17 protein-coding genes and 1 pseudogene are annotated in these 21,294 nt (G+C 65.0%); 16 read left to right on the forward strand and 2 right to left on the reverse strand.

Features of this window, described 5'->3' with window-relative positions; translation table 11 throughout:
* Positions 1 to 10: 10 nt before the first annotated feature.
* From CTA01S_RS12760 to hslU, 5 genes are all read left to right on the forward strand, one after another.
* Positions 11 to 1,048 carry a CobW family GTP-binding protein gene (locus CTA01S_RS12760; protein ID WP_062196084.1) on the forward strand — a complete coding sequence of 346 codons (1,038 nt, stop codon included), beginning with the start codon at positions 11 to 13 and terminating at the stop codon, positions 1,046 to 1,048.
* Between the two features lie 181 nt (positions 1,049 to 1,229).
* Positions 1,230 to 2,084, forward strand: coding sequence for an RNA polymerase-binding protein DksA (gene dksA / locus CTA01S_RS16485; protein WP_084362423.1), 855 nt, complete (start codon positions 1,230 to 1,232; stop codon positions 2,082 to 2,084).
* A gap of 21 nt (positions 2,085 to 2,105) precedes the next feature.
* Entirely contained in the window at positions 2,106 to 3,818 is a 1,713-nt protein-coding gene (locus CTA01S_RS12770) for an STAS domain-containing protein (protein WP_062196086.1), read from the forward strand.
* Positions 3,819 to 3,930: 112 nt separating this feature from the next.
* Entirely contained in the window at positions 3,931 to 4,467 is a 537-nt protein-coding gene (hslV, locus tag CTA01S_RS12775) for an ATP-dependent protease subunit HslV (protein WP_019560185.1), read from the forward strand.
* Positions 4,464 to 5,795, forward strand: a complete 1,332-nt coding sequence (gene hslU, locus CTA01S_RS12780) for an ATP-dependent protease ATPase subunit HslU (protein ID WP_062196088.1) — start codon at positions 4,464 to 4,466, stop codon at positions 5,793 to 5,795. The genes hslV and hslU overlap by 4 nt, the downstream gene beginning before the upstream one ends.
* Before the next feature lie 11 nt (positions 5,796 to 5,806).
* On the opposite strand, the gene CTA01S_RS12785 is transcribed toward hslU, so the two are convergent.
* Entirely contained in the window at positions 5,807 to 6,589 is a 783-nt protein-coding gene (locus CTA01S_RS12785; protein ID WP_019560187.1) for a type III pantothenate kinase, read from the reverse strand.
* 57 nt (positions 6,590 to 6,646) lie between these two features.
* Here CTA01S_RS12785 and CTA01S_RS12790 point away from each other — a divergent pair, with 57 nt between their 5' ends.
* The 3 genes from CTA01S_RS12790 to CTA01S_RS12800 all read left to right on the forward strand — a co-directional run bounded on the left by CTA01S_RS12790 (position 6,647) and on the right by CTA01S_RS12800 (position 11,652).
* On the forward strand, positions 6,647 to 7,507 hold the full coding sequence (locus tag CTA01S_RS12790) for a PPK2 family polyphosphate kinase (RefSeq protein ID WP_062196090.1): 861 nt from the start codon (positions 6,647 to 6,649) through the stop codon (positions 7,505 to 7,507).
* A 118-nt stretch (positions 7,508 to 7,625) separates the two neighbouring features.
* Entirely contained in the window at positions 7,626 to 10,919 is a 3,294-nt protein-coding gene (gene icmF, locus CTA01S_RS12795; protein WP_062196092.1) for a fused isobutyryl-CoA mutase/GTPase IcmF, read from the forward strand.
* Positions 10,920 to 10,989: 70 nt separating this feature from the next.
* Positions 10,990 to 11,652 carry a hypothetical protein gene (locus tag CTA01S_RS12800; RefSeq protein WP_157451365.1) on the forward strand — a complete coding sequence of 221 codons (663 nt, stop codon included), beginning with the start codon at positions 10,990 to 10,992 and terminating at the stop codon, positions 11,650 to 11,652.
* 9 nt (positions 11,653 to 11,661) lie between these two features.
* On the opposite strand, the pseudogene CTA01S_RS12805 reads toward CTA01S_RS12800, so the two are convergent.
* Positions 11,662 to 12,396 (reverse strand): annotated as a pseudogene (locus CTA01S_RS12805) (Crp/Fnr family transcriptional regulator).
* Between the two features lie 135 nt (positions 12,397 to 12,531).
* Between CTA01S_RS12805 and CTA01S_RS12810 the strand changes: the two are divergent.
* The 8 genes from CTA01S_RS12810 (at position 12,532) to CTA01S_RS12845 (ending at position 21,201) form a co-directional block, all read left to right on the forward strand.
* Positions 12,532 to 14,466: an AMP-dependent synthetase/ligase gene (locus tag CTA01S_RS12810; RefSeq protein WP_062196095.1), complete on the forward strand. Its 1,935-nt coding sequence runs from the start codon at positions 12,532 to 12,534 to the stop codon at positions 14,464 to 14,466.
* Complete coding sequence (locus CTA01S_RS12815) at positions 14,466 to 15,329, forward strand: ABC transporter ATP-binding protein (RefSeq protein WP_019560193.1); 864 nt, start codon at positions 14,466 to 14,468, stop codon at positions 15,327 to 15,329. Before CTA01S_RS12810 ends, CTA01S_RS12815 begins: the two co-directional genes overlap by 1 nt.
* Before the next feature lie 11 nt (positions 15,330 to 15,340).
* Positions 15,341 to 16,270: a branched-chain amino acid ABC transporter permease gene (locus tag CTA01S_RS12820; RefSeq protein WP_019560194.1), complete on the forward strand. Its 930-nt coding sequence runs from the start codon at positions 15,341 to 15,343 to the stop codon at positions 16,268 to 16,270.
* Positions 16,271 to 16,287: 17 nt separating this feature from the next.
* Positions 16,288 to 17,352, forward strand: coding sequence for a branched-chain amino acid ABC transporter permease (locus tag CTA01S_RS12825; RefSeq protein WP_062196096.1), 1,065 nt, complete (start codon positions 16,288 to 16,290; stop codon positions 17,350 to 17,352).
* A gap of 74 nt (positions 17,353 to 17,426) precedes the next feature.
* Complete coding sequence (locus CTA01S_RS12830) at positions 17,427 to 18,764, forward strand: ABC transporter substrate-binding protein (protein ID WP_062196097.1); 1,338 nt, start codon at positions 17,427 to 17,429, stop codon at positions 18,762 to 18,764.
* A gap of 63 nt (positions 18,765 to 18,827) precedes the next feature.
* Positions 18,828 to 19,634 carry an ABC transporter ATP-binding protein gene (locus tag CTA01S_RS12835; RefSeq protein ID WP_019560197.1) on the forward strand — a complete coding sequence of 269 codons (807 nt, stop codon included), beginning with the start codon at positions 18,828 to 18,830 and terminating at the stop codon, positions 19,632 to 19,634.
* A 5-nt stretch (positions 19,635 to 19,639) separates the two neighbouring features.
* Positions 19,640 to 19,933, forward strand: a complete 294-nt coding sequence (locus CTA01S_RS12840; protein ID WP_062196099.1) for a hypothetical protein — start codon at positions 19,640 to 19,642, stop codon at positions 19,931 to 19,933.
* Complete coding sequence (locus tag CTA01S_RS12845; protein ID WP_062196101.1) at positions 19,930 to 21,201, forward strand: phenylacetate--CoA ligase family protein; 1,272 nt, start codon at positions 19,930 to 19,932, stop codon at positions 21,199 to 21,201. The genes CTA01S_RS12840 and CTA01S_RS12845 overlap by 4 nt, the downstream gene beginning before the upstream one ends.
* Positions 21,202 to 21,294 lie beyond the last annotated feature (93 nt).

A 21,294-nucleotide genomic window follows, 5' to 3' on the forward strand; every position in this document is an offset into this window, starting at 1 on the left:
GGATTCCATCATGAGCCTCATTCCCGCCACCATCCTCACCGGCTTCCTGGGCAGCGGCAAAACCACGCTGCTCAAGCGCGTGCTGCACGAAGCCCACGGCCAGAAGATCGCCGTGATCGAAAACGAGTTCGGCGAGGAAAACATCGACAACGACATCCTGGTGGCCGACACGCAGGAGCAGATCATCCAGATGAGCAATGGCTGCATCTGCTGCACCATCCGAGAAGATCTGCGCTCCACCTTGTCGGACCTGGCGGCCAAGCGCCGCCGGGGCGAGCTGCAATTCGACCGGGTGGTGATCGAGACCACCGGCCTGGCCGATCCCGGCCCCGTCGCCCAGACCTTCTTCATGGACGACGAGATCGCCGAGAGCTATCTGCTGGACTCCATTCTCACCCTGGTGGACGCCAAGCATGCCCCGCAGCAGCTCGACACCCGCCAGGAGGCCCGCCGCCAAGTGGGCTTTGCCGACCAGATCTTCATCAGCAAGACCGATCTGGTCGAACCCGAGGCCGTGGAGGCACTGGCCCACCGCCTCAAGCACATGAACCCCCGCGCGCCGCAGCGCCGCGTCCACTTCGGCGAGGTTCCCATTGCCGAAGTCTTCGACCTGCGCGGCTTCAACCTCAACGCCAAGCTCGAGATCGATCCGGACTTCCTGAAGGAAGACGATCACGACCATCACCACGACCATGATCACGACCATGACCATGGCGAACACTGCAATCACCCGCACCACCACCATCACGACGATGACGTGAAGTCTTTCGTCTTCCGCTCGGACCGGCCCTTCCACCCGGCCAAGTTGGAAGACTTTCTCGGTGCGATCGTGCAGATTTACGGCCCGCGCATGCTGCGTTACAAGGGCGTGCTGCACATGCAAGGCACCGACCGCAAAGTGATCTTCCAGGGCGTGCACCAGCTCATGGGCAGCGACCTGGGCCCGAAGTGGGCCGAGGGCGAGCCTCGCACCAGCAAGATGGTGTTCATCGGGCTGGATCTGCCGCAAGACATCTTCCGTCAAGGCTTGGAACAATGTCTCGTCTGACCCACGTGCGCGCCTGGCGCGGGAAAACTCCCACGCACGACGGCGCCAGATCGCTACAATCCGCGGCGCCCTTGGGGAGTCCCCGGGGCCGAAAGGTCTCTGGAGCGGCCGCGTCCCAGGGTTCTTTTTCCCCGATGACAACGAGAGCAGGTATATAACTGCCATAGCGAGGAGATGGAACGTGAGCAAAACCCAGGCCCAGCGAGCCCCTGCAGCCAAAACGGCGGCCAAGAAGACCGCGGCCCCGGCTCGCGCCGAGGCTGCCCCGGCCGCCAAGAAGACCAGCCCCACGGCCGCCCCAGCCAAGGTGGCGGCCAAGAAGGCCCAGGCGAGTCCTGCGCGCGGCCCGCGAGCGAGCGCATCGGCCGCTGCCGACTCGGCCAAGACCGCCGCCGCACCGAAGACAGCGCCCCAGCGGCCTGAGCCCCCGGCCAGCGTGGCGGTGCCGGCCGCCGAGCCCGCCGCTCCCAGCCCCAGCCCGGCCAAGGCCTTTTCCCAGGCTTCCTCCGGGCCAGCGTCCCATTCAGCCACCATGAACAAGTCCAACGACGTCCTCGACGCCCCCCGCACCAGCCTCACCTCGCCCGACCCCAAGCTCGCCGAAGCTTGGAAGACCAAGGCCGGCAAAGACCTCACCGATGCCGAGGTGCTGGCCATGCCCGAGTCGGAATACATGAATGAAAAGCAGCTCGAGTTCTTCCGCCACAAGCTGCTGGCGCTCAAGGAAGACCTGCTGAGCAATGCCGGGGAAACCACCGAGCACCTGCGCGAAGACACCTCGATCGTGCCCGACCCGGCCGACCGGGCGACCATCGAGGAAGAGCACGCCCTGGAGCTGCGCACCCGCGACCGTGAACGCAAGCTGCTGAAGAAAATCGCCCAGGCCCTGGCCCGTATCGACTCCGGGGAATACGGTTATTGTGACGAAACTGGCGAACCCATCGGCCTGGGCCGCCTGATCGCGCGGCCAACCGCTACACTGTCTCTCGAAGCCCAGCAGCGCCGCGAGCTGAAACAAAAGATGTTCGGAGACTGAACGGCTCCGTGCCCCCTGGTCATGCCGGATTCCAAGGACAACGCCCCCAGTTTTATCCGCAAGGTCGTGCGGTTCGTCACCAATCCGACGACCGATTGGGCCGAGCTGAGCCAGCCTTCGACCGAATCGCGGGAAAGCGAATATGCCAAGTCCGAGCTGAAGGCCATGATCGAGCGCAAGCGGCGCAACGATTTCGTGCGCAAGCGTGAATTCGACATGCTGCGCAAGGTGCGCCGCGAAGGCCTTACCGATGCCAACGCAGGCCTGCTCGATGCCTCCTCGAACCTCGACGAGGTGGACCTGCGTGGCGTGCAGGCACGTTCCGACGTGGTCGAAGTCAAGGCCAAGATCGACGAAATCGAGCAACAGATGGTCGGCGAAGCCATCGGCACGCGGCGCTCGGCATCGTTCTACAACGCGCCGACCCAGCCTGTGGCGCTGGATGGACCCTCGACCCGCTCGCTGCGGGCCGAACCCGCCGACGGGCCCAGCGGTGCCGGCGCCTTCGTCGGTGTGGCGGCCGAGCCGCCCGCGGTGGTCGTGGACGCGGCCCAAGCGCCACCGACCCCAGCCCCTTCTGCCGCCGCGGCGGTGCCCCCCGCGCCGGCGATGCTGGGCGAGGGCTTTGCGGTGGAAGTCAACGAGGTGGTCCACGATCCCGAGCTCGACGAGGCGGTGATCGCCTTCGCCAATGCCGACTTCGACGCCTGCGAGCAGGCCTTGGCCGCCATGGTCAGGCCCGGGGCCAGCCGCGCGCAGCATGCCGACACCTGGATGGTGCTGTTCGATCTGTACCGCGCCACCGGCCAGCAGGCCAAGTTCGAAAGCCTGGCGCTGGACTATGCCCAGCAATTCGGCTGGTCGGCCCCGCAGTGGTTCTCGTTGCCGCGCATGGTGGCCGAAGCCGCCGCCGAAGAAGCGCCCAAGGCGGGCACGGCCCGCTTGGAAGGCCCCATCGGCTGGACCTGCCCCGCAGAGCTCGATGTCGAGGCCGTCGCCCGACTGCGCTCGCAAAGCCTGCAAATGCCCCTGCCCTGGGTGCTGGACTGGAGCCCGCTGCGCCGCGTGGACGCCGAGGCCGCCGCCCAGTTGAGCGAGCTGTTGCGCCACTGGGCGCGCGAGCCGCTGGAAATGCACTGGCTGGGCGGCGAGCACTTGCTGCACGTGCTGGGCGATGCCGCCCCCACCGGCGTTCGCGATGCGGACCCGGCCCTGTGGCTGCTGCGGCTGGATGTGTTGCGCTTGGTGAACCGCCCCGACCAGTTCGACGAAGTGGCCATCGACTACTGCGTCACCTATGAGGTCTCGCCCCCGTCCTGGGAGTCCGCGCGCTGCGTGGTCAAGCTCGGCAGCACGGAGGCCCGGCCATCGGCGTCGGCGGCCCCGTTGTCGGTGGTCAGTGACGTGTCCACCAGCTTCGTCGAATCCCAAGTCGCCGACGAAGCGCTCGTGCAAATGGCCTCGCTGGAATTGTCGGGCCAGCTGGTGGGCGACATCTCCGAAACACTCTCGAGCCTGGAGAGCCGCCTGGGCAAGGCCTCGATCGTCAATGTTTCATGCAGCCGCCTCATTCGGGTGGACTTCATCGCCGCTGGCGACCTGCTCAACTGGGTGCTCAACCGTCGCAACGAAAATCGCCACATCGTCTTCGACGACACCCATCGGCTGGTGGCGCTGTTTTTCGGTGCGATGGGCATCACCGAACACGCCCGAGTCAAGGTGCGCAACATCTGAGCCGGCGCGCCGCGCCGCCACGGCTGCCCCTGCGAAGGGGCATTCGAGGCATTTGATCCACCGTGCGCCCCGTGCTTGAATCTTCACTCTCTCACCCCATCTGAGCCCGTTCATGGAATCCTTTCACGGCACCACCATCGTCAGCGTGCGCCGCGGCCACCAAGTGGCCCTGGGCGGCGACGGCCAGGTCACGCTGGGCCACATCGTCGTCAAGGCCTCCGCCCGTAAAGTGCGCAAGCTCTACCGCGACCAAGTGTTGGCGGGCTTTGCCGGCGCCACGGCCGACGCCTTCACGCTGTTCGAGCGCTTCGAGGCCAAACTCGAAAAGCACCAAGGGCATCTGGTGCGTGCGGCCATCGAGCTCACCAAGGATTGGCGCACCGACCGCGTGTTGCGCCGCCTGGAAGCCATGCTGGCGGTGGCCGACCGGCACAGCTCACTGATCATCACCGGCAATGGCGACGTGCTCGAGCCCGAACACGGCATCATCGCCATCGGTTCAGGCGGGGCCTATGCGCAGGCCGCCGCCCGCGCACTGCTCGAACACACCGAGCTGAGCGCCTCCGACATCGTCAAGAAGTCGCTCGACATCGCCGGCGACCTGTGCATCTACACCAATCACCACCACTGCATCGAGGTGCTGGAATGAGTGCCATGACGCCCCAGGAGATCGTCTCCGAACTCGACCGCCACATCATCGGTCAGCACAAAGCCAAGCGCTCAGTGGCCATTGCCCTGCGCAACCGCTGGCGCCGCCAGCAGGTGGACGAAAAGCTGCGCCCCGAAATCACCCCCAAGAACATCTTGATGATCGGCCCCACCGGGGTGGGCAAAACCGAGATCGCGCGCCGCTTGGCCCGGCTGGCCGATGCCCCCTTCATCAAGGTGGAGGCCACCAAGTTCACCGAAGTGGGCTATGTGGGCAAAGACGTGGACTCCATCATCCGCGACCTGGTGGACATGTCAGTGAAGCAAACGCGCGAAGCCGAGATGCGCAAACTGCGCTCGCGCGCCGAAGACGCCGCCGAAGAGCGCATCCTGGACGTGCTGGTGCCTGCCCCGCGCAGCGACTTCGGCCTCGGCGCATCCACCAGCAGCGACAGCCCTGCCCGCCAGACCATGCGCAAGCGCCTGCGCGAAGGGCAGCTCGATGACAAGGAAATCGAAATCGAAGTGGCCGACCCGCGCCCCACGCTGGAGATCATGGGCCCGCCCGGCATGGAGGAGATGACCGAACAGTTGCGCGGCCTGTTTTCTCAGTTCGGTGCGGGCAAACGCAAAACCCGCAAGCTCAAAATTGCCGAAGCGATGAAGCTCTTGGTGGACGAAGAAGCCGCCAAGCTGATCAATGAGGACGACATCCGCGCCCGGGCCGTGGCCAATGCCGAGCAAAACGGCATCGTCTTCATCGACGAAATCGACAAAGTGGCTTCGCGCTCGGACGTGGGCGGCGCCGATGTCTCGCGCCAGGGCGTGCAACGGGACCTGCTGCCGCTGGTCGAAGGCACCACCGTCAACACCAAGTACGGCATGGTCAAGACCGACCACATCCTGTTCATCGCCTCGGGGGCTTTCCACCTCAGCAAGCCCAGCGACCTCATCCCCGAGCTGCAAGGGCGCTTTCCGATCCGTGTCGAGCTCGAACCGCTGTCGGTGCAGGACTTCGAGGCCATCCTCACCCAAACCCATGCCAGTCTGACGCGGCAATACCAGGCCTTGCTCGCCACCGAAGGCGTGAACCTGGAATTCACGCCCGAGGGCATTCGTCGCATCGCCCAAATCGCCTACGAAGTGAACGACCGCACCGAAAACATCGGCGCGCGCCGCCTGTCCACCGTGCTGGAAAAACTGCTCGACGAGGTCTCGTTCGAGGCCAGCCGGCTCGAAGGCCAGACCGTCACCATCGACGCGGCCTACGTGGATGCGCGCTTGGGCGAGTTGGCCAAGGACGAAGACTTGTCGCGCTACATCCTCTGAGCCCGGCAGGCTTAGAGGGCCCGTTTGGCCTGCGCGCGGCGCTGCGCAATGTGCAGCAGGCCATCGAAGATCAGCGTCTCGACCAGCTCGAATGTCTGGCCCAGATAAGGCGCCATCTTCCATCCCGCCCCCCCGGTGAGCCAACATGAAGGCGGCTCGCCGCAACGTTCAGCCAAGTTGCGGTACATCCGATCGATCGCCCCGGCGATCGCAAACGTGCCCCCGGTGGTCAGTGCATCGCTGGTGTTGGTGGGGAAGTCGCACACCTCGCCGGTGGGCACGCGCAGGCCGGCCGTGCCACTTTCCAAGGCGCGCAACATGATGCCGTGCCCCGGCAAAATGAGCCCTCCGAGGAAGTGGCCGCTCGCATCCAGGGCATCGACCGTCACGGCCGTGCCCACCATCACCACCAAGGCCGGACGTGGCCGCCCCCGGTTGAGCAAGTGCCAGCGTGCGCCGATCATGGCCACCCACCGATCGGCCCCCAAACGTGAGGGGTGGTCGTAGCCATTGGTCACGTCGTCCTCTTGACTACTAGCGACCACCCACACCGGCGCAAAGTCCCACAGTTCCTCGATTTGTTCTTCGACACGGCGACGCACCGCATCGCTGGCCACGCAGCAGCCGATCATCGCCTGCGGGGCCGGCAGGTCTTTCCACTCGTCTTCGGCCAAGGTGTCGATGTTCTCGATGAACACCGCCCCATGCGCCAGCAAACGCGCACCAGGCTGCATGGCGTCGTAGACGGCCCACTTCAGGCGCGTGTTGCCGATGTCGATGGCAAGAAAGCTCATGGGGTGGCATTATGGGTGCGATGGGCGCCCAGCGCCCATCCCCCGCCAGGAGATGTCATGCCCCTGCCCCGCTTCCCGGCCCTGACCGATCCGCGCTTCGAAGGCTGGCATTTCGATCAAGCCGATGGCCGCGAAAGGCTCGCCCCGGTGCGCTTGGATCGGCTCCCCCCCGAGGCCAAGCCCTTCAGCAGTGGATCCAAAGACGAGGATCGGGCACGCCTGGACGCCTTGAGCCAAGAACTCGACACGCTGCAAGAGCTTTTTCATGCCGACGGGCGCTATAAGCTGTTGGTGGTGCTGCAGGGCATGGACACCAGCGGCAAAGACGGCACGATACGCAGCGTGTTTGGCCGCATGAGTCCGCTGGGCGTGCACGCCGTGGCCTTCAAAGCGCCCACCCGCACCGAACTCGCCTACGACCACCTCTGGCGCGTGCATCAGCGTGTGCCTGGCGCCGGCCAGATCGTGATCTTCAATCGCAGTCACTACGAAGACGTGCTGGTGCCGGTGGTCGAAGGCTGGATCGATGCAAGCCAGACTCAGCGCCGCTACCGGCAGCTGTGCGACTTCGAGCGCCTGTTGTTCGAGACCGGCACGATCATCGTCAAGTGCATGCTGCACCTCTCGAAAGACGAGCAAAAGCGCCGCTTGCAAGCCCGTCTGGACGACCCGCGCAAGCTCTGGAAGTTCGACCCGCAGGACTTGCGCGCCCGCGCCCGCTGGGTCGAGTACCAGCATGCCTACGAAGCCGCCCTGGCGGCCACCGCCACCCCCTGGGCGCCGTGGACCGTCATTGCGGCCGACTCCAAAACCCATCGCAATCTGATGGTCGCCACGCTGATCCGTGAGGTGCTCATGAGCCTGGAGCTGCGCTACCCGCGCCCCGACTTCGACCCCAAGCGCCTGCGCATCGACTGAAACCCTAGGGTTAACCATAGGCTGGCCGCATCAGGGGGCCGGAACGCCGCACTTTGATGGCATGATTGACGTTGACGTAAACGTCAATTTGCCCTCCCTCTCACGAGGCCGTACCGAGATGACCGATCTTTCTGCCGAATACCGGGCCCTGGCCGCGTACCGCCCCAAGCACAAAGTGCGTTTCGTCACCGCTGCCTCGCTGTTCGACGGCCATGACGCCTCGATCAACATCATGCGCCGCATCCTGATGAGCATGGGCGCCGAGGTGATCCATCTGGGGCACAACCGCTCGGTGGACGAAGTGGTGACCGCCGCCTTGCAAGAAGATGCTCACGGCATCGCCGTCAGCTCCTACCAAGGCGGTCATGTCGAATACTTCAAGTACATGGTGGACCTGCTGCGCCAGCGGGGTGGCGAGCACATCCAGGTCTTTGGCGGCGGTGGCGGCGTCATCGTGCCGGCCGAAATCCGCGAATTGCAGGACTACGGCGTGGCCCGCATCTACAGCCCCGAAGATGGCCAGCGCATGGGGCTGCAGGGCATGATCGGCGAAATGCTGATGCGCGCCGACCAGGATCTCTCGGTGCATGCCCCACGAGAACTGTCGGCGCTGCAGGGGCATGACGATGCCGCCTGGCGGGCGCTGGCACGGCTCATCACCGCGCTGGAGGCCGAGGCAGCGCCTGCTGGGCTGCGCGAGGCGTTGCACCAGTGCGCCGCGCAGGCGCGCATTCCCGTGCTGGGCATCACCGGCACGGGCGGCGCGGGCAAGTCCAGCCTCACCGACGAGCTGATTCGTCGCTTGCGCCTGGACCAAGACGATGCGCTGCGCATCGCCGTCATCAGCATCGACCCCAGCCGACGCAAGAGTGGCGGCGCCCTGCTGGGCGACCGCATCCGCATGAACGCCATCGGCCCTTGGCAACAGGGGCCGCGCGTGTACATGCGCAGCCTGGCCACGCGAGAGGCTGGCAGCGAGATCAGCCAAGCCTTGCCCGACGTGATCGCCGCCTGCAAAGCCGCCGGCTTCGACTTGATCATCGTCGAGACCTCCGGCATCGGTCAGGGCGACGCGGCCATCGTGCCGCACGTGGACGTACCGCTGTACGTGATGACGCCCGAGTTCGGCGCCGCCAGCCAGCTCGAAAAAATCGACATGCTCGACTTCGCCGAATTCGTGGCGATCAACAAATTCGACCGCAAGGGCGCGTTGGACGCCTTGCGCGACGTGGCCAAGCAAGTGCAGCGCAACCGCGAGGCCTTCGGTCAGCGGCCCGAAGACATGCCGGTGTTCGGCACCATGGCCAGCCGTTTCAACGACGATGGCGTCACCGCGTTGTACCAGGCGCTGCGGCCGCGCTTGGCCGAATTGGGCTTGCCGGTCAAGGAAGGGCGGCTGCCGGCGGTGCGCACGCGCCACAGCACCCACCAGAACCCCATCGTGCCGCCGGCACGCTCGCGCTACCTGGCCGAAATCGCCGACACGGTGCGCGGCTACAAGGCGCGGGTGCGTCGCCAGGCCGCGCTGGCGCGCGAAATCCAGCAGCTGCGTGAATCGGCCCGCATGCTCAAAGAGGCCATTCCCGAAAAGCACAAGGCCGTGGCCGCCCTGCTCGAACAGGCCGAGCTGCGAGAAGCTCAGCTCGAGCCGGCCGCACGCAAGCTGCTGGCCCAATGGCCACAGATGCAGCAAGCCTACGCGGGTGACGAGTACGTCGTGAAGATCCGCGACAAAGAGATCCGCACCTCGCTCGTGCACACCACGCTGTCGGGCAACAAAATCCGCAAAGTCGTGCTGCCCAAGTACGAAGACCACGGCGAGCTGCTCAAGTGGCTGATGCTGGAAAACGTCCCCGGCTCGTTCCCCTACACGGCTGGCGTGTTCGCCTTCAAACGCGAAGGCGAAGACCCCACCCGCATGTTCGCCGGCGAAGGCGACCCGGCGCGCACCAACCGGCGCTTCAAGCTGCTGTCCGAGGGCATGCCGGCCAAGCGGCTGTCCACCGCCTTCGACTCGGTCACGCTCTACGGTGCCGACCCCGACCCGCGCCCGGACATCTACGGCAAGGTCGGCAACTCGGGGGTGAGCATCGCCACGCTGGACGACATGAAAGTGCTCTACAGCGGCTTCGACCTGTGCCACCCGAGCACCTCGGTGTCGATGACCATCAACGGCCCGGCGCCCACGATCTTGGCGATGTTCTTCAACACCGCCATCGACCAGCAACTCGACAAATTCCGCGCCGACAACGGCCGCGAGCCCACCGACGACGAAGCCCAGAAGATCCGCCAGTGGGTGCTGGAAAACGTGCGCGGCACCGTGCAGGCCGACATCCTCAAAGAAGACCAGGGCCAAAACACCTGCATCTTCTCCACCGAGTTCAGCCTGAAGGTCATGGGCGACATCCAGGAGTACTTCGTGCACCACAAGGTGCGCAACTTCTACTCGGTGTCGATTTCCGGCTACCACATCGCCGAGGCCGGAGCCAACCCGATCAGCCAGCTGGCCTTCACGCTGGCCAATGGCTTCACCTATGTGGAGGCCTACTTGGCGCGCGGCATGCACATCGACGATTTCGCGCCCAATCTGTCCTTCTTCTTCAGCAATGGCATGGACCCGGAATACACCGTGCTGGGCCGCGTGGCGCGCCGCATCTGGGCCGTGGCGATGAAGGAAAAATACGGCGCCAACGAGCGCAGCCAAAAGCTCAAATACCACATCCAAACCAGCGGCCGCTCGCTGCACGCGCAGGAAATCGCCTTCAACGACATCCGCACCACGCTGCAGGCGCTCATTGCCATCTACGACAACTGCAACAGCCTGCACACCAACGCCTACGACGAGGCCATCACCACGCCTACCGAGGAATCGGTGCGCCGCGCCATGGCCATCCAGCTCATCATCAACCGCGAGTGGGGGCTGGCCAAGAACGAAAACCCCAACCAGGGCGCCTTCATCATCGAGGAACTCACCGAGCTGGTGGAAGAAGCGGTGCTGGCCGAGTTCGAGAAAATCGCCGAACGCGGCGGCGTGCTGGGCGCCATGGAAACCGGCTACCAACGCAGCAAGATCCAGGAAGAATCGCTGCACTACGAAATGCTCAAGCACACCGGCGAATTGCCCATCATCGGGGTGAACACCTTCCGCAACCCGCATGGCGATCCCATCCCCGAATCGCTGGAGCTGGCGCGCTCCACCGAAGAAGAAAAGCAGTCGCAACTGCGGCGCTTGCAAGACTTCCACGCCCGCCATGCCCACGAAGCCCCGGCCATGCTGCAGCGCCTCAAGCAAGCCGTGATCGACAACCGCAATGTCTTCGAAGTGCTGATGGATGCCGTGCGTTGCTGCTCGCTGGGCCAGATCACCCAAGCGCTGTTCGAGGTGGGCGGGCAGTACCGGCGCAACATGTGAGCCGCTGGCCGCTCGATCCCCTTGCTGCGGGGTTGCCGGCCGGCGCGGCGGCTTCACAATGGCTGGCGTGATGCTTGCTGCGCTTCGAGTCCCCGTGGGGTGGCTGGCCCTGGCCGCTGGGCCGGCGCTGGCTGGGGTGGATCCAGCCACCGGCCGCTGGACGCCGGGCATTGGCGACCCCACCGTGATGGGCTGGCTGACCGTGCTGGCCTACCTGGGCGCGGCCGCGCTGGCCTGGGTGAACCTGCAAGCAGCCCGCCGCACCCGCATGCCCTGGCGCTATTGGGCGGCCCTGGCAGCGCTGATGAGCCTGCTGGCGCTCAACAAGCAACTGGATCTGCAAACCTGGTTCACCCAGTTCGGGCGCGACCTGGCCCTGGCCCAAGGCTGGTACGAACAGCGCCGCCTCGTGCAAGTCGGCTTCATCGCCGCGTTGGCCGGCGCAGCCACCGTCGTCGCGGTGCTGCAATGGCGCCAATGGCGCCACCTCTGGCAAGGCTATCGCCTCAGCGCCGTGGGCGTGACCCTGCTGCTGACCTTCATCGTGATGCGCGCGGCCACCTTCCATCACATCGACCAATGGCTGGGCTGGGGTTGGGGCGGCTTGGAGCTCAATCACCTGCTCGAACTGAGCGCCATTGCCTTGATTGCCGCCGGCGCCTGGCAATGGCGCCGCTTCCATCGCAAAACGGTGCGTGAGTTCTTCCTACGCCATCTCGGGCTGAAGCGCTGATGAGGGCGCTCAAGGCGTCAGTGAGCGGAACACCTGCCGCTGCAAGCCTTGCAAATCGAGCACCCGCACCCCGCCATACTCGATGCGGATCAGGCCCTGGGCTTGCAACACGTGCAGCGCCTCGTTGACCCGCTGGCGCGACAAGCCCACCAGCGCCCCCAACTCCTGCTGGGTGATGCGCAACAAGCTGCCCACGCCGGGATACAGCACCGGGTGAAACAAGGCCGCCAAGCTGCGCGCCACCCGAGCGTCCGGATCGTTCATGCGGTCGATCTCACGCGCGGCGATGAACTGGCCCAAGCGCTCGTTGAGCTGGCGCATCACGAAACGGTTGAACGGGATGCTGTTGTCCAGCAGCCAGTGGAAGGTCTCGATGTCCAGCCCGGCCACCAAACTCGCCCGCAAGGCCTGCACGTTGTACCGATAGGGCTCGCGCTTGAGCAGCGTCCCCTCACCGAACCACGCGCCCGGCGGCAGCCCGGTGAAGGTGATCGGCGTGCCGGCCGAAGAATCGTTGCTCATCTACAGCAGACCGTCGATCACGCCGAACCAGTACGTCGGCGCTCGTCCGATGCGGCACACCAGCTCCCCCGGCTCGGCCCGCACCACCTGGATGCGAGCGGCCGCCAAACGGCGCTCATGCTCATCCAAGTGCGCCAGCCAGGGCACATCGGCCAATTCGGCCTCGCTGGGCGCGCGAGCGCGGCGCAACAAAGCGCCAGTCGGTGGCAAATCCTGGGCCACGGCAGCACACACGGGTTATTCCCCACGGGGGCGACCCTAGGATTGTCGTCGTAACGACAACCTGGCGTCAAACTTGTTCCTAGCATCGTCCACATGCGATGAGCCGGCCAGCGCCGGCCCCACCAGGAGACGACGGTGCACACCACCTTTCCGAAACTCATGCTCGAGCACGCGGCTCGCCGGCCGCAAGCGCCGGCCCTGCGTGAGAAGGAATACGGCATCTGGCAGACCACGACCTGGGCCGAACTGGCCACGCTGGTACGTCATCTGGCCGGCGGCTTGGCGCAGGCCGGTCTGCGACGCGGCCAACACCTGGTGGTGGTCGGCGAAAACCGCCCGCGCCTGTATGCCACGATGCTGGCGGCGCAATCCTTGGGCGCCATTCCCGTGCCGCTGTACCAGGACGCAGTGGCCGCCGAGTTCGTCTTCCCGCTCAACAATGCCGAGGTCGGTTTTGCCGTCGTGGAAGACCAGGAACAAGTCGACAAGCTGTTGGAGATCCGTGCCCAGTGTCCCCAGCTGGCGCGCATCTGGTTTGACGACCCGCGCGGCTTGCGCAACTACCGAGAACCCGGCCTGGACAGCCTGGATGCCCTGATCGAGGCCGGCCGCGCCTTCGATGCACAGCACCCGGGGTTCTTCCAGTCTGAAGTCGACAAAGCCCGGCCCGAGGACGTGGCCGCGATGTTCTTCACCTCCGGCACCACCGGCAACCCCAAAGGCGTGGTGCACACCCACCATGCGCTGATCGACCGGGCCTTGGCCGGTGCGAAATTCGACCGCCTCACCGAGCGCGAAGAAGTGCTGGCCTATCTGCCGCCGGCTTGGATCGGGCAAAACTGCTTCAGCTACGCGCAGTGGCTCGTCTGCGGCTATGTGGTCAACTGTCCCGAGTCGGCCTCCACCGTGATGATCGACCTCAAGGAGATCGGCCCCACCTACTACTTCGCCCCCCCGCGCATCTTCGAGGGCCTGCTGACCAATGTGATGATCCGCATGGAAGATGCCGGGCGCTTCAAGCGCTGGCTCTTCCACCACTTCATGGCCGTGGCGCGACGCGTCGGGCCGGCGCGCATGGACGGCAAGCCGCTGTCGCTGACACAGCGTCTGGCCTATGCCTTGGGTGACCTGCTCATCTACGGCCCGCTGCGCAACAACCTGGGCATGAGCCGCATCCGCGTGGCCTACACCGCGGGCGAGGCCATCGGCCCGGACCTTTTCACCTTTTACCGATCCATCGGCATCAACCTCAAGCAGCTCTACGGCTCCACCGAAACCGCGGTGTTCGTCTGCCTGCAACCCGATCACGAGGTCAAGGCCGACACCGTGGGCGTGCCCATCGAGGGCGTGGAAATCAAGCTCGATGCCAACGGCGAAATCCTCATCCGCTCGCCTGGTCTGCTCAAGGAGTACTACAAAAACCCGCAGGCCACCGCCGAGGTCAAGACCGCCGACGGCTGGTACCGCAGCGGCGACGCCGGCTTCCTCGACGCCAGCGGGCATCTGAAGATCATCGACCGTGCCAAAGACGTCGGCCGCATGGCCGACGGCTCGATGTTCGCCCCCAAGTACATCGAGAACAAACTCAAGTTCTTCCCCCACATCAAGGAGGCCGTGGCCTTTGGCGACAAGCGCGACAAGGTCTGCGCCTTCATCAACATCGACTTCGAAGCCGTGGGCAACTGGGCCGAGAAGCGCAACCTGCCCTATGCCGGGTACACCGACCTGGCCGGCAAGCCCGAGGTCTACGAGCTCATCCGCGAGTGCGTCCAGAAGGTCAATGCCGATCTCGCGCAAGACGAAAAACTCGCCGGCAGCCAGATCAGCCGCTTCCTCATCTTGCACAAAGAGCTCGACGCCGATGATGGCGAGCTCACCCGCACACGCAAAGTGCGCCGCGGCTACATCGCCGACAAATACGCCATCTTGGTCGATGCGCTGTACAGCGGCAAGACCTCGCAGTACATCGAAACCCAGGTCAAGTTCGAAGATGGCCGCACCGGCGTGGTCAGCGCCGAGCTGCGCATCGTCGATACCCAGACCTACCCACCTGTGAAAAGGGCCGCCTGATGACCACTGCCACTGCCCTGCGCGCCGCCCTGCCCGTGGGCGACGCCCCGCTCGCCGTCAACGATGCCGCCGCGCCGACCAGCGCCCGCAAGATCGGCGACGTGATCCTCGAAGTGCGCAACATCTCGCTGAGCTTTGGCGGCGTCAAAGCGCTCACCGACATCAGCTTCGACGTGCGCGAGCACGAGATCCGCGCCATCATCGGCCCCAACGGCGCGGGCAAAAGCTCGATGCTCAACTGCATCAATGGCGTCTACCAGCCCCAGCAAGGCTCGATCGTCTTCCGCGGCAAGACCTTCAAACACATGAACTCGCGCCAGGTGGCCGAAATGGGCGTGGCGCGCACCTTCCAAAACCTGGCCTTGTTCAAAGGCATGAGCGTGCTGGACAACATCATGACCGGGCGCAACCTGCGCATCAAGAGCAACCTCTTCCTGCAAGCCCTGCGCTGGGGCCCAGCCGAGCGCGAGGAAATCCGACACCGCGAGTTCGTCGAGCGCATCATCGATTTCCTGGAAATCCAGGCCTACCGCAAGACCCCCGTAGGCCGCCTGCCCTATGGCCTGCAAAAACGCGTGGACCTGGGCCGTGCGCTGGCCATGGAACCCCAAGTGCTGCTGCTGGACGAGCCCATGGCCGGCATGAACGTCGAGGAAAAGCAGGACATGTGCCGCTTCATCCTCGACGTGAACGATGAGTTCGGCACCACCATCGTGCTGATCGAGCACGACATGGGCGTGGTGATGGACATCTCCGACCGTGTCGTGGTGCTCGACTATGGCAAGAAGATCGGCGACGGCACGCCCGACGAAGTGCGCCGCAACGAAGACGTGATCCGCGCCTACCTGGGCACCAGCCACTGAGGACTCTTGCGATGGGATTCTTCCTCGAAACCCTGTTCGGCGGCCTGATGGCCGGCATGCTGTACTCGCTCATCGCGCTGGGCTTCGTGCTCATCTTCAAAGCCTCTGGCGTGTTCAACTTCGCCCAAGGCGCGATGGTGCTCTTTGCCGCACTGGCCATGGCGCGCTTTTCCGAGTGGATTCCGCACTGGACCGGCATCGAAAGCCGCCTCTGGGCCAACGTGGGCGCCTTCATCCTGGCCATGGCGGTGATGGTGATCGTTGCGTGGCTCATCGAAAAACTCGTGCTGCGCAAGCTCGTCAACCAAGAGGGCATCACCCTGCTGATGGCCACGCTGGGCATCACCTACTTCCTCGATGGCGCGGGCCAAACCCTGTTCGGCTCGGACATCTACAAGATCGACGTGGGCCTGCCCAAAGATCCGCTGTTCCTGTTGGAGAACACCTTCGAAGGTGGCGTGCTCATCGGCAAGGAAGACCTCTACGCCGCGGGCATCGCGGCGGCCTTGGTGATCGCCCTGACCCTCTTCTTTCAGAAAACCGGCACCGGCCGCGCGCTGCGCGCAGTGGCCGACGACCATCAAGCCGCGCAGTCCATCGGCATTCCGCTGGGCCGCATCTGGGTCATCGTCTGGAGCGTGGCCGGCTTCGTGGCGCTGGTGGCCGGGATCATCTGGGGCAGCAAGCTGGGCGTGCAGTTCTCGCTGTCGCTGGTGGCGCTCAAGGCCCTGCCCGTGGTGATTCTGGGCGGCCTCACCTCGGTGCCCGGCGCCATCATCGGCGGGCTGATCATCGGTGTGGGCGAGAAGTTGTCCGAAGTCTACCTCGGCCCCATGCTGGGCGGCGGCATCGAAATCTGGTTCGCCTACGTGCTGGCACTGATCTTCCTGCTGTTCCGGCCCCAAGGGCTGTTCGGCGAGAAGATCATCGACCGCGTCTGAGCCACAAGGAGAACTCCATGCTCTACCGTGAGAACGGCCAGTTCAAAACCAGCTACGCGGCCGACCTGGCCATCTTCCCGATCCGGCAAGACCGCATCGCCATCGGTCTGTTGTTGGTGGTTGCGGCGATCGTGGTTCCGGCTGTGGCCTCAGAGTACCTCTTGCGCGCGATCCTCATCCCCTTCCTGATCCTGTCGCTGGCCGCACTGGGCCTGAACATCCTGGTGGGCTACTGCGGCCAAATCTCGTTGGGCACCGGCGCCTTCATGGCCGTCGGCGCCTATGCCGCCTACAACTTCCACGTCCGCATCGAAGGCATGCCGCTCATCGCCTCGCTGTTGATGGGGGGCGTCTGCGCCACCGCCGTGGGCGTGCTCTTTGGCATTCCCTCGCTGCGCATCAAAGGCCTGTACCTGGCCGTGGCCACCCTGGCCGCGCAGTTCTTCGCCGACTGGGCCTTTCTGCGCATCCAGTGGTTCACCAACCACTCGGCCTCCGGTTCGGTGTCGGTCTCCAACCTCGAAGTGCTGGGCTGGGGCATCGACACCCCGATGGAGAAGTACCTCTTCTGCCTGGTCTTCGTCGTGGTGTTCGCGCTGCTGGCCAAAAACCTCGTGCGCAGCGCCATCGGACGCGAATGGATGGCCATCCGCGACATGGACGTGGCCGCCAGCGTCATCGGCATCCGTCCGGTGTATGCCAAGCTGACGGCCTTTGCGGTGAGCTCCTTCATCGTGGGCGTGGCCGGCGCGCTGTGGGGCTTCATCCACCTGGGATCCTGGGAGCCGGCCGCCTTCGGCATCGACCGCTCCTTCCAGCTGCTGTTCATGATCATCATCGGCGGGCTGGGCTCCATCATGGGCAGCTTCTTCGGTGCGGCCTTCATCGTGATACTGCCCATCCTGCTCAACCAGGTGCCACTGTGGCTCGGAGTGCCCATCTCCACGGCCCTGGCCTCGCACCTGGAGTTCATGATCTTCGGCGCGCTCATCGTCTTCTTCCTGATCGTCGAACCGCACGGTCTGGCCCGGCTGTGGTCCATCGGCAAGGAAAAGCTGCGCCTATGGCCCTTCCCGCACTGAGTCCTCCCGGACACTTCCTTTCACGACGAGCATCCCGACGCACCCCGCGTGCATCCACCCCAAAGGAGACAAGCATGAAACTCAAATCGCTCGCTCTGGCCGCCACGCTGTCAGCCGCCGGCACTGCGGCTCTGGTCACCGCCACCGCGGCCCAGGCCCAGGCCCAGGAACAATTCTTCCCCGTACTCGTGTATCGTACGGGCGCCTACGCCCCCAATGGCGTGCCGTTTGCCAATGGCTATGTGGACTACCTCAAGCTCGTCAACGCCAAGGGGGGCATCAACGGCGTGAAGATCAGCTGGGAGGAATGCGAAACCGGCTACGCCACCGACCGCGGTGTGGAATGCTACGAACGACTGAAGGGCAAGAACGGCGGGGCCACCGTGTTCCAGCCGCTGTCCACCGGCATCACCTTCGCGCTGACTGAAAAAGCCCCCGTGGACAAAATCCCGCTGATCACGGCTGGCTACGGCCGCTCCGAATCGGCCGACGGCGGCGTCTTCAAGTGGAACTTCCCGCTGCTGGGCACCTACTGGGTGGCGGCCGACATCCTGGTGCAACACGTGGGCAAGCAACTGGGCGGCCTGGACAAGCTGCGCGGCAAGAAGATCGCGCTCGTCTATCACGACAGCCCCTACGGCAAGGAGCCCATCCCGCTGCTGCAGGAACGCTCCAAAATGCACGGCTTCGAGCTCACGACCATCCCCGTCACCCATCCGGGCGTGGAGCAGAAGGCCGCCTGGCTGCAAATTCGCCAACAGCGGCCAGACTATGTGTTCCTGTGGGGCTGGGGCGTGATGAACTCCACCGCCATCAAGGAAGCCGTGGCCACCGGCTACCCGCGCAACAAGATCTACGGCGTGTGGTGGGCGGCGGCCGAGCCCGATGTGAAGGATGTCGGCGACGCCGCCAAGGGCTACAGCGGCCTGGCCATGCAGCATGGCGCCGAGCCCAATGCCAAAATCGTCAAGGACATCCTGTCCCTGGTGCACGACAAAGGCCAGGGCACCGGCCCGCGCGAGGAAGTGGGCTCGGTGCTGTACATGCGCGGCCTCATTTCGGCCATGCTCGCCGTCGAAGGCGTCAAACGCGCCCAGGAAAAATACGGCCGCGGCAAAGTCATGACCGGCGAGCAAGTGCGCTGGGGCCTGGAAAACCTCGCCCTCGACCAGAAAAAGCTCGACGCCTTGGGATTTGCCGGCGTGATGCGGCCGGTCAGCACCTCGTGCTTTGACCACATGGGATCGGCCTGGGCACGCATCCACACCTGGGACGGCACCAAGTGGAACTTCACCTCGGACTGGTACCAGGCCGACGAGCAAATCCTCAAACCGATGGTCAAAGCCGCGGCCGACAAATACGCCGCCGAGAAAAAGCTCCAGCGCCGCACGCCTGCGGATTGCCAGGGCTGAGACTGGCTTGCCCCGCAGCGGCTCATGCCGGTGCGGGGCACGCACTCGACAAGGACAAGTTCCATGGCAACACCGCTACTCGAGGTCAACGGCATCGAGGTCATCTACAACCACGTGATCCTCGTGCTCAAGGGCGTGTCCCTGCAGGTGCCCGAAGGCCGCATCGTGGCCCTGCTGGGCGGCAACGGCGCCGGCAAAACCACCACGTTGCGCGCCGTCAGCAATCTGCTGGCCGGTGAACGCGGCGAAGTCACCAAAGGCTCGATCACACTGCGCGGCGAACGCATCGAAAAACTCACCACCGCCGACATGGTCGAGCGCGGCGTCATTCAAGTGATGGAAGGCCGGCACTGCTTCGGCCACCTCACCATCGAAGAAAACCTCCTGACCGGCGCCTACACCCGCAAAGATGGCAAAGCCGCCATCCAAGCCACCCTGGAAAAAGTCTATGCCTACTTCCCACGCCTGAAGACACGCCGCCACTCGCAAGCCGCCTACACCTCCGGCGGCGAACAGCAAATGTGCGCCATCGGCCGCGCCTTGATGGCCAACCCCAAAATGGTGCTGCTCGACGAGCCCTCGATGGGCCTGGCGCCACAGATCGTCGAAGAAGTGTTCGAGATCGTGAAAGACCTCAACACCAAAGAAGGCACCACCTTCCTGCTGGCCGAGCAAAACACCCACATGGCGCTGCGCTATGCCGACTACGGCTACATCCTCGAAAACGGCCGCGTCGTGATGGACGGCGAGGCCCGCGCGTTGGCCGAGAACGAAGACGTCAAAGAGTTCTACCTCGGCATGGGCGGCGGTGATCGCAAAAGCTTCCGCGACGTGAAAAGCTACAAACGCCGCAAACGCTGGCTGGCCTGACACCCATGAGCACCGACGACTTCTTTGCTGCACCGCCGTTCAAGCCCGAAGCGGCGCTGATGCAACTCAAACGCAGCCTGCGCGAGCTGCGGCCGCTGGTCGAGCGTGGCGAGCACTTCGAACTGCAAGGCCTCACCGTTTTGCAACTATCCGCCCTCGGCGACCACCTGCAAGTGCGCATCGTCAAGCAACCGGCGCGCAGCCCCGAATGGGAGACGCGCCAACTGAGCAACGCCGCCCAGGTGCGCCACTTCCTCGACGAAGTCAAGCGCCGCTTGGCCCGCTGGAGTGAGGAATGAGCGCCCCCCAAGAGCACTTCGATGCGCTGGAAACCCGCGATCCGGCCCAGCGCGAAGCCGACTTGATGGCCATGCTGCCCCGCCAAGTGGCCCATGCCCAGGCGCGCTCGCCCGCCTATGCCCACATCCTCGAAGGCATCGATGCCCGCGCCATCACCAGCCGCCAAGCTCTCGCCCAACTGCCGGTGACTCGCAAGCATGAACTGCTCGAACGCCAAAAAGCCCAGCGCAGCCTGGATGCCTTCGGTGGCTTTTCGACCATCGGCTGGCGCGGCATGGCCGGCGGTGCCGGCGCGCGCCGGGTCTTCCAATCGCCCGGCCCCATTTACGAACCCGAAGGCCAAGCCACCGACTACTGGCGCATGGCCCGCGCACTCTATGCCGCCGGATTCCGGCGCGGCGACCTGGTGCACTGCAGCTTCAGCTACCACCTCACGCCGGCCGGCTCCATGGTGGAAACCGGCGCCCACGCCCTGGGCTGCACCGTCTTCCCCGGCGGGGTGGGCAACACCGAGCTCCAACTCCAGGCCATGGCCGAACTGCGCCCCCACGGCTACGCCGGCACCCCCAGCTTTCTCAAAATTCTGCTCGATCGAGCGCGCGACACCGGCCTGAGCCTGACCGGCTTGCGCAAAGCGCTCGTCTCCGGCGAAGCCTTTCCCGCCGCCTTGCGCGACCACCTGCGCGAACAAGGCATCGACGCCTACCAGTGCTATGCCACGGCCGACCTGGGGCTCATTGCCTATGAAACTGCCGCGCGCGAAGGCCTGGTGCTCGACGAAAGCCTCATCGTCGAAATCGTGCGCCCCGGCACCGGCGAACCCGTGCCCGACGGAGAAGTGGGAGAAGTGGTCGTCACCACCCTCAACCCCGACTATCCGCTCATCCGCTTCGGCACCGGAGACCTCTCGGCCGTGCTACCCGGGCCCTGCCCCACCGGACGCACCAACACCCGGCTGCGCGGCTGGTTGGGTCGCGCCGATCAAACCACCAAAGTGCGCGGCATGTTCGTGCACCCCGGCCAAGTGGCCGAAATCGCCCGCCGCCACCCCGAACTCGGGCGCGTGCGCCTCGTCGTCGAAGGCGAAATGGCCCAAGACCGCATGCGACTGCACGTCGAATGCGCCCAACCCACCGAAGACCTGGCCCAGCGCGTGGCCGACTCGATCCGCGACATCACCAAACTGCGCGCCGAAGTCATCCTGCTGCCCCCCGGCAGCCTGCCCAACGACGGCAAACTCATCGAAGACGCCCGGCGCTACGACTGACCACCCACACCACAGCCCCCCACCCTCGGCAGGGCTTACGTAGTTTCCGACATGCCAAAGCCCCTCGTGCCGCCTAGCATCATGGCGTAGTAC

It is taken from the genome of Caldimonas taiwanensis NBRC 104434 (assembly GCF_001592165.1).
GTDB lineage: Bacteria > Pseudomonadota > Gammaproteobacteria > Burkholderiales > Burkholderiaceae_C > Caldimonas > Caldimonas manganoxidans.

Bases quoted from the DNA above. Each gene is read 5' to 3' on its own strand.
- CTA01S_RS12760 (WP_062196084.1), top strand. From the start codon at position 11: ATGAGCCTCATTCCCGCCACCATCCTCACCGGCTTCCTGGGCAGCGGC.
- CTA01S_RS12770 (WP_062196086.1), top strand. From the start codon at position 2,106: ATGCCGGATTCCAAGGACAACGCCCCCAGTTTTATCCGCAAGGTCGTG.
- hslV (WP_019560185.1), top strand. From the start codon at position 3,931: ATGGAATCCTTTCACGGCACCACCATCGTCAGCGTGCGCCGCGGCCAC.
- hslU (WP_062196088.1), top strand. From the start codon at position 4,464: ATGAGTGCCATGACGCCCCAGGAGATCGTCTCCGAACTCGACCGCCAC.
- CTA01S_RS12785 (WP_019560187.1), bottom strand. From the start codon at position 6,589: ATGAGCTTTCTTGCCATCGACATCGGCAACACGCGCCTGAAGTGGGCC.
- CTA01S_RS12790 (WP_062196090.1), top strand. From the start codon at position 6,647: ATGCCCCTGCCCCGCTTCCCGGCCCTGACCGATCCGCGCTTCGAAGGC.
- icmF (WP_062196092.1), top strand. From the start codon at position 7,626: ATGACCGATCTTTCTGCCGAATACCGGGCCCTGGCCGCGTACCGCCCC.
- CTA01S_RS12800 (WP_157451365.1), top strand. From the start codon at position 10,990: ATGCTTGCTGCGCTTCGAGTCCCCGTGGGGTGGCTGGCCCTGGCCGCT.
- CTA01S_RS12815 (WP_019560193.1), top strand. From the start codon at position 14,466: ATGACCACTGCCACTGCCCTGCGCGCCGCCCTGCCCGTGGGCGACGCC.
- CTA01S_RS12820 (WP_019560194.1), top strand. From the start codon at position 15,341: ATGGGATTCTTCCTCGAAACCCTGTTCGGCGGCCTGATGGCCGGCATG.
- CTA01S_RS12825 (WP_062196096.1), top strand. From the start codon at position 16,288: ATGCTCTACCGTGAGAACGGCCAGTTCAAAACCAGCTACGCGGCCGAC.
- CTA01S_RS12830 (WP_062196097.1), top strand. From the start codon at position 17,427: ATGAAACTCAAATCGCTCGCTCTGGCCGCCACGCTGTCAGCCGCCGGC.
- CTA01S_RS12835 (WP_019560197.1), top strand. From the start codon at position 18,828: ATGGCAACACCGCTACTCGAGGTCAACGGCATCGAGGTCATCTACAAC.
- CTA01S_RS12840 (WP_062196099.1), top strand. From the start codon at position 19,640: ATGAGCACCGACGACTTCTTTGCTGCACCGCCGTTCAAGCCCGAAGCG.
- CTA01S_RS12845 (WP_062196101.1), top strand. From the start codon at position 19,930: ATGAGCGCCCCCCAAGAGCACTTCGATGCGCTGGAAACCCGCGATCCG.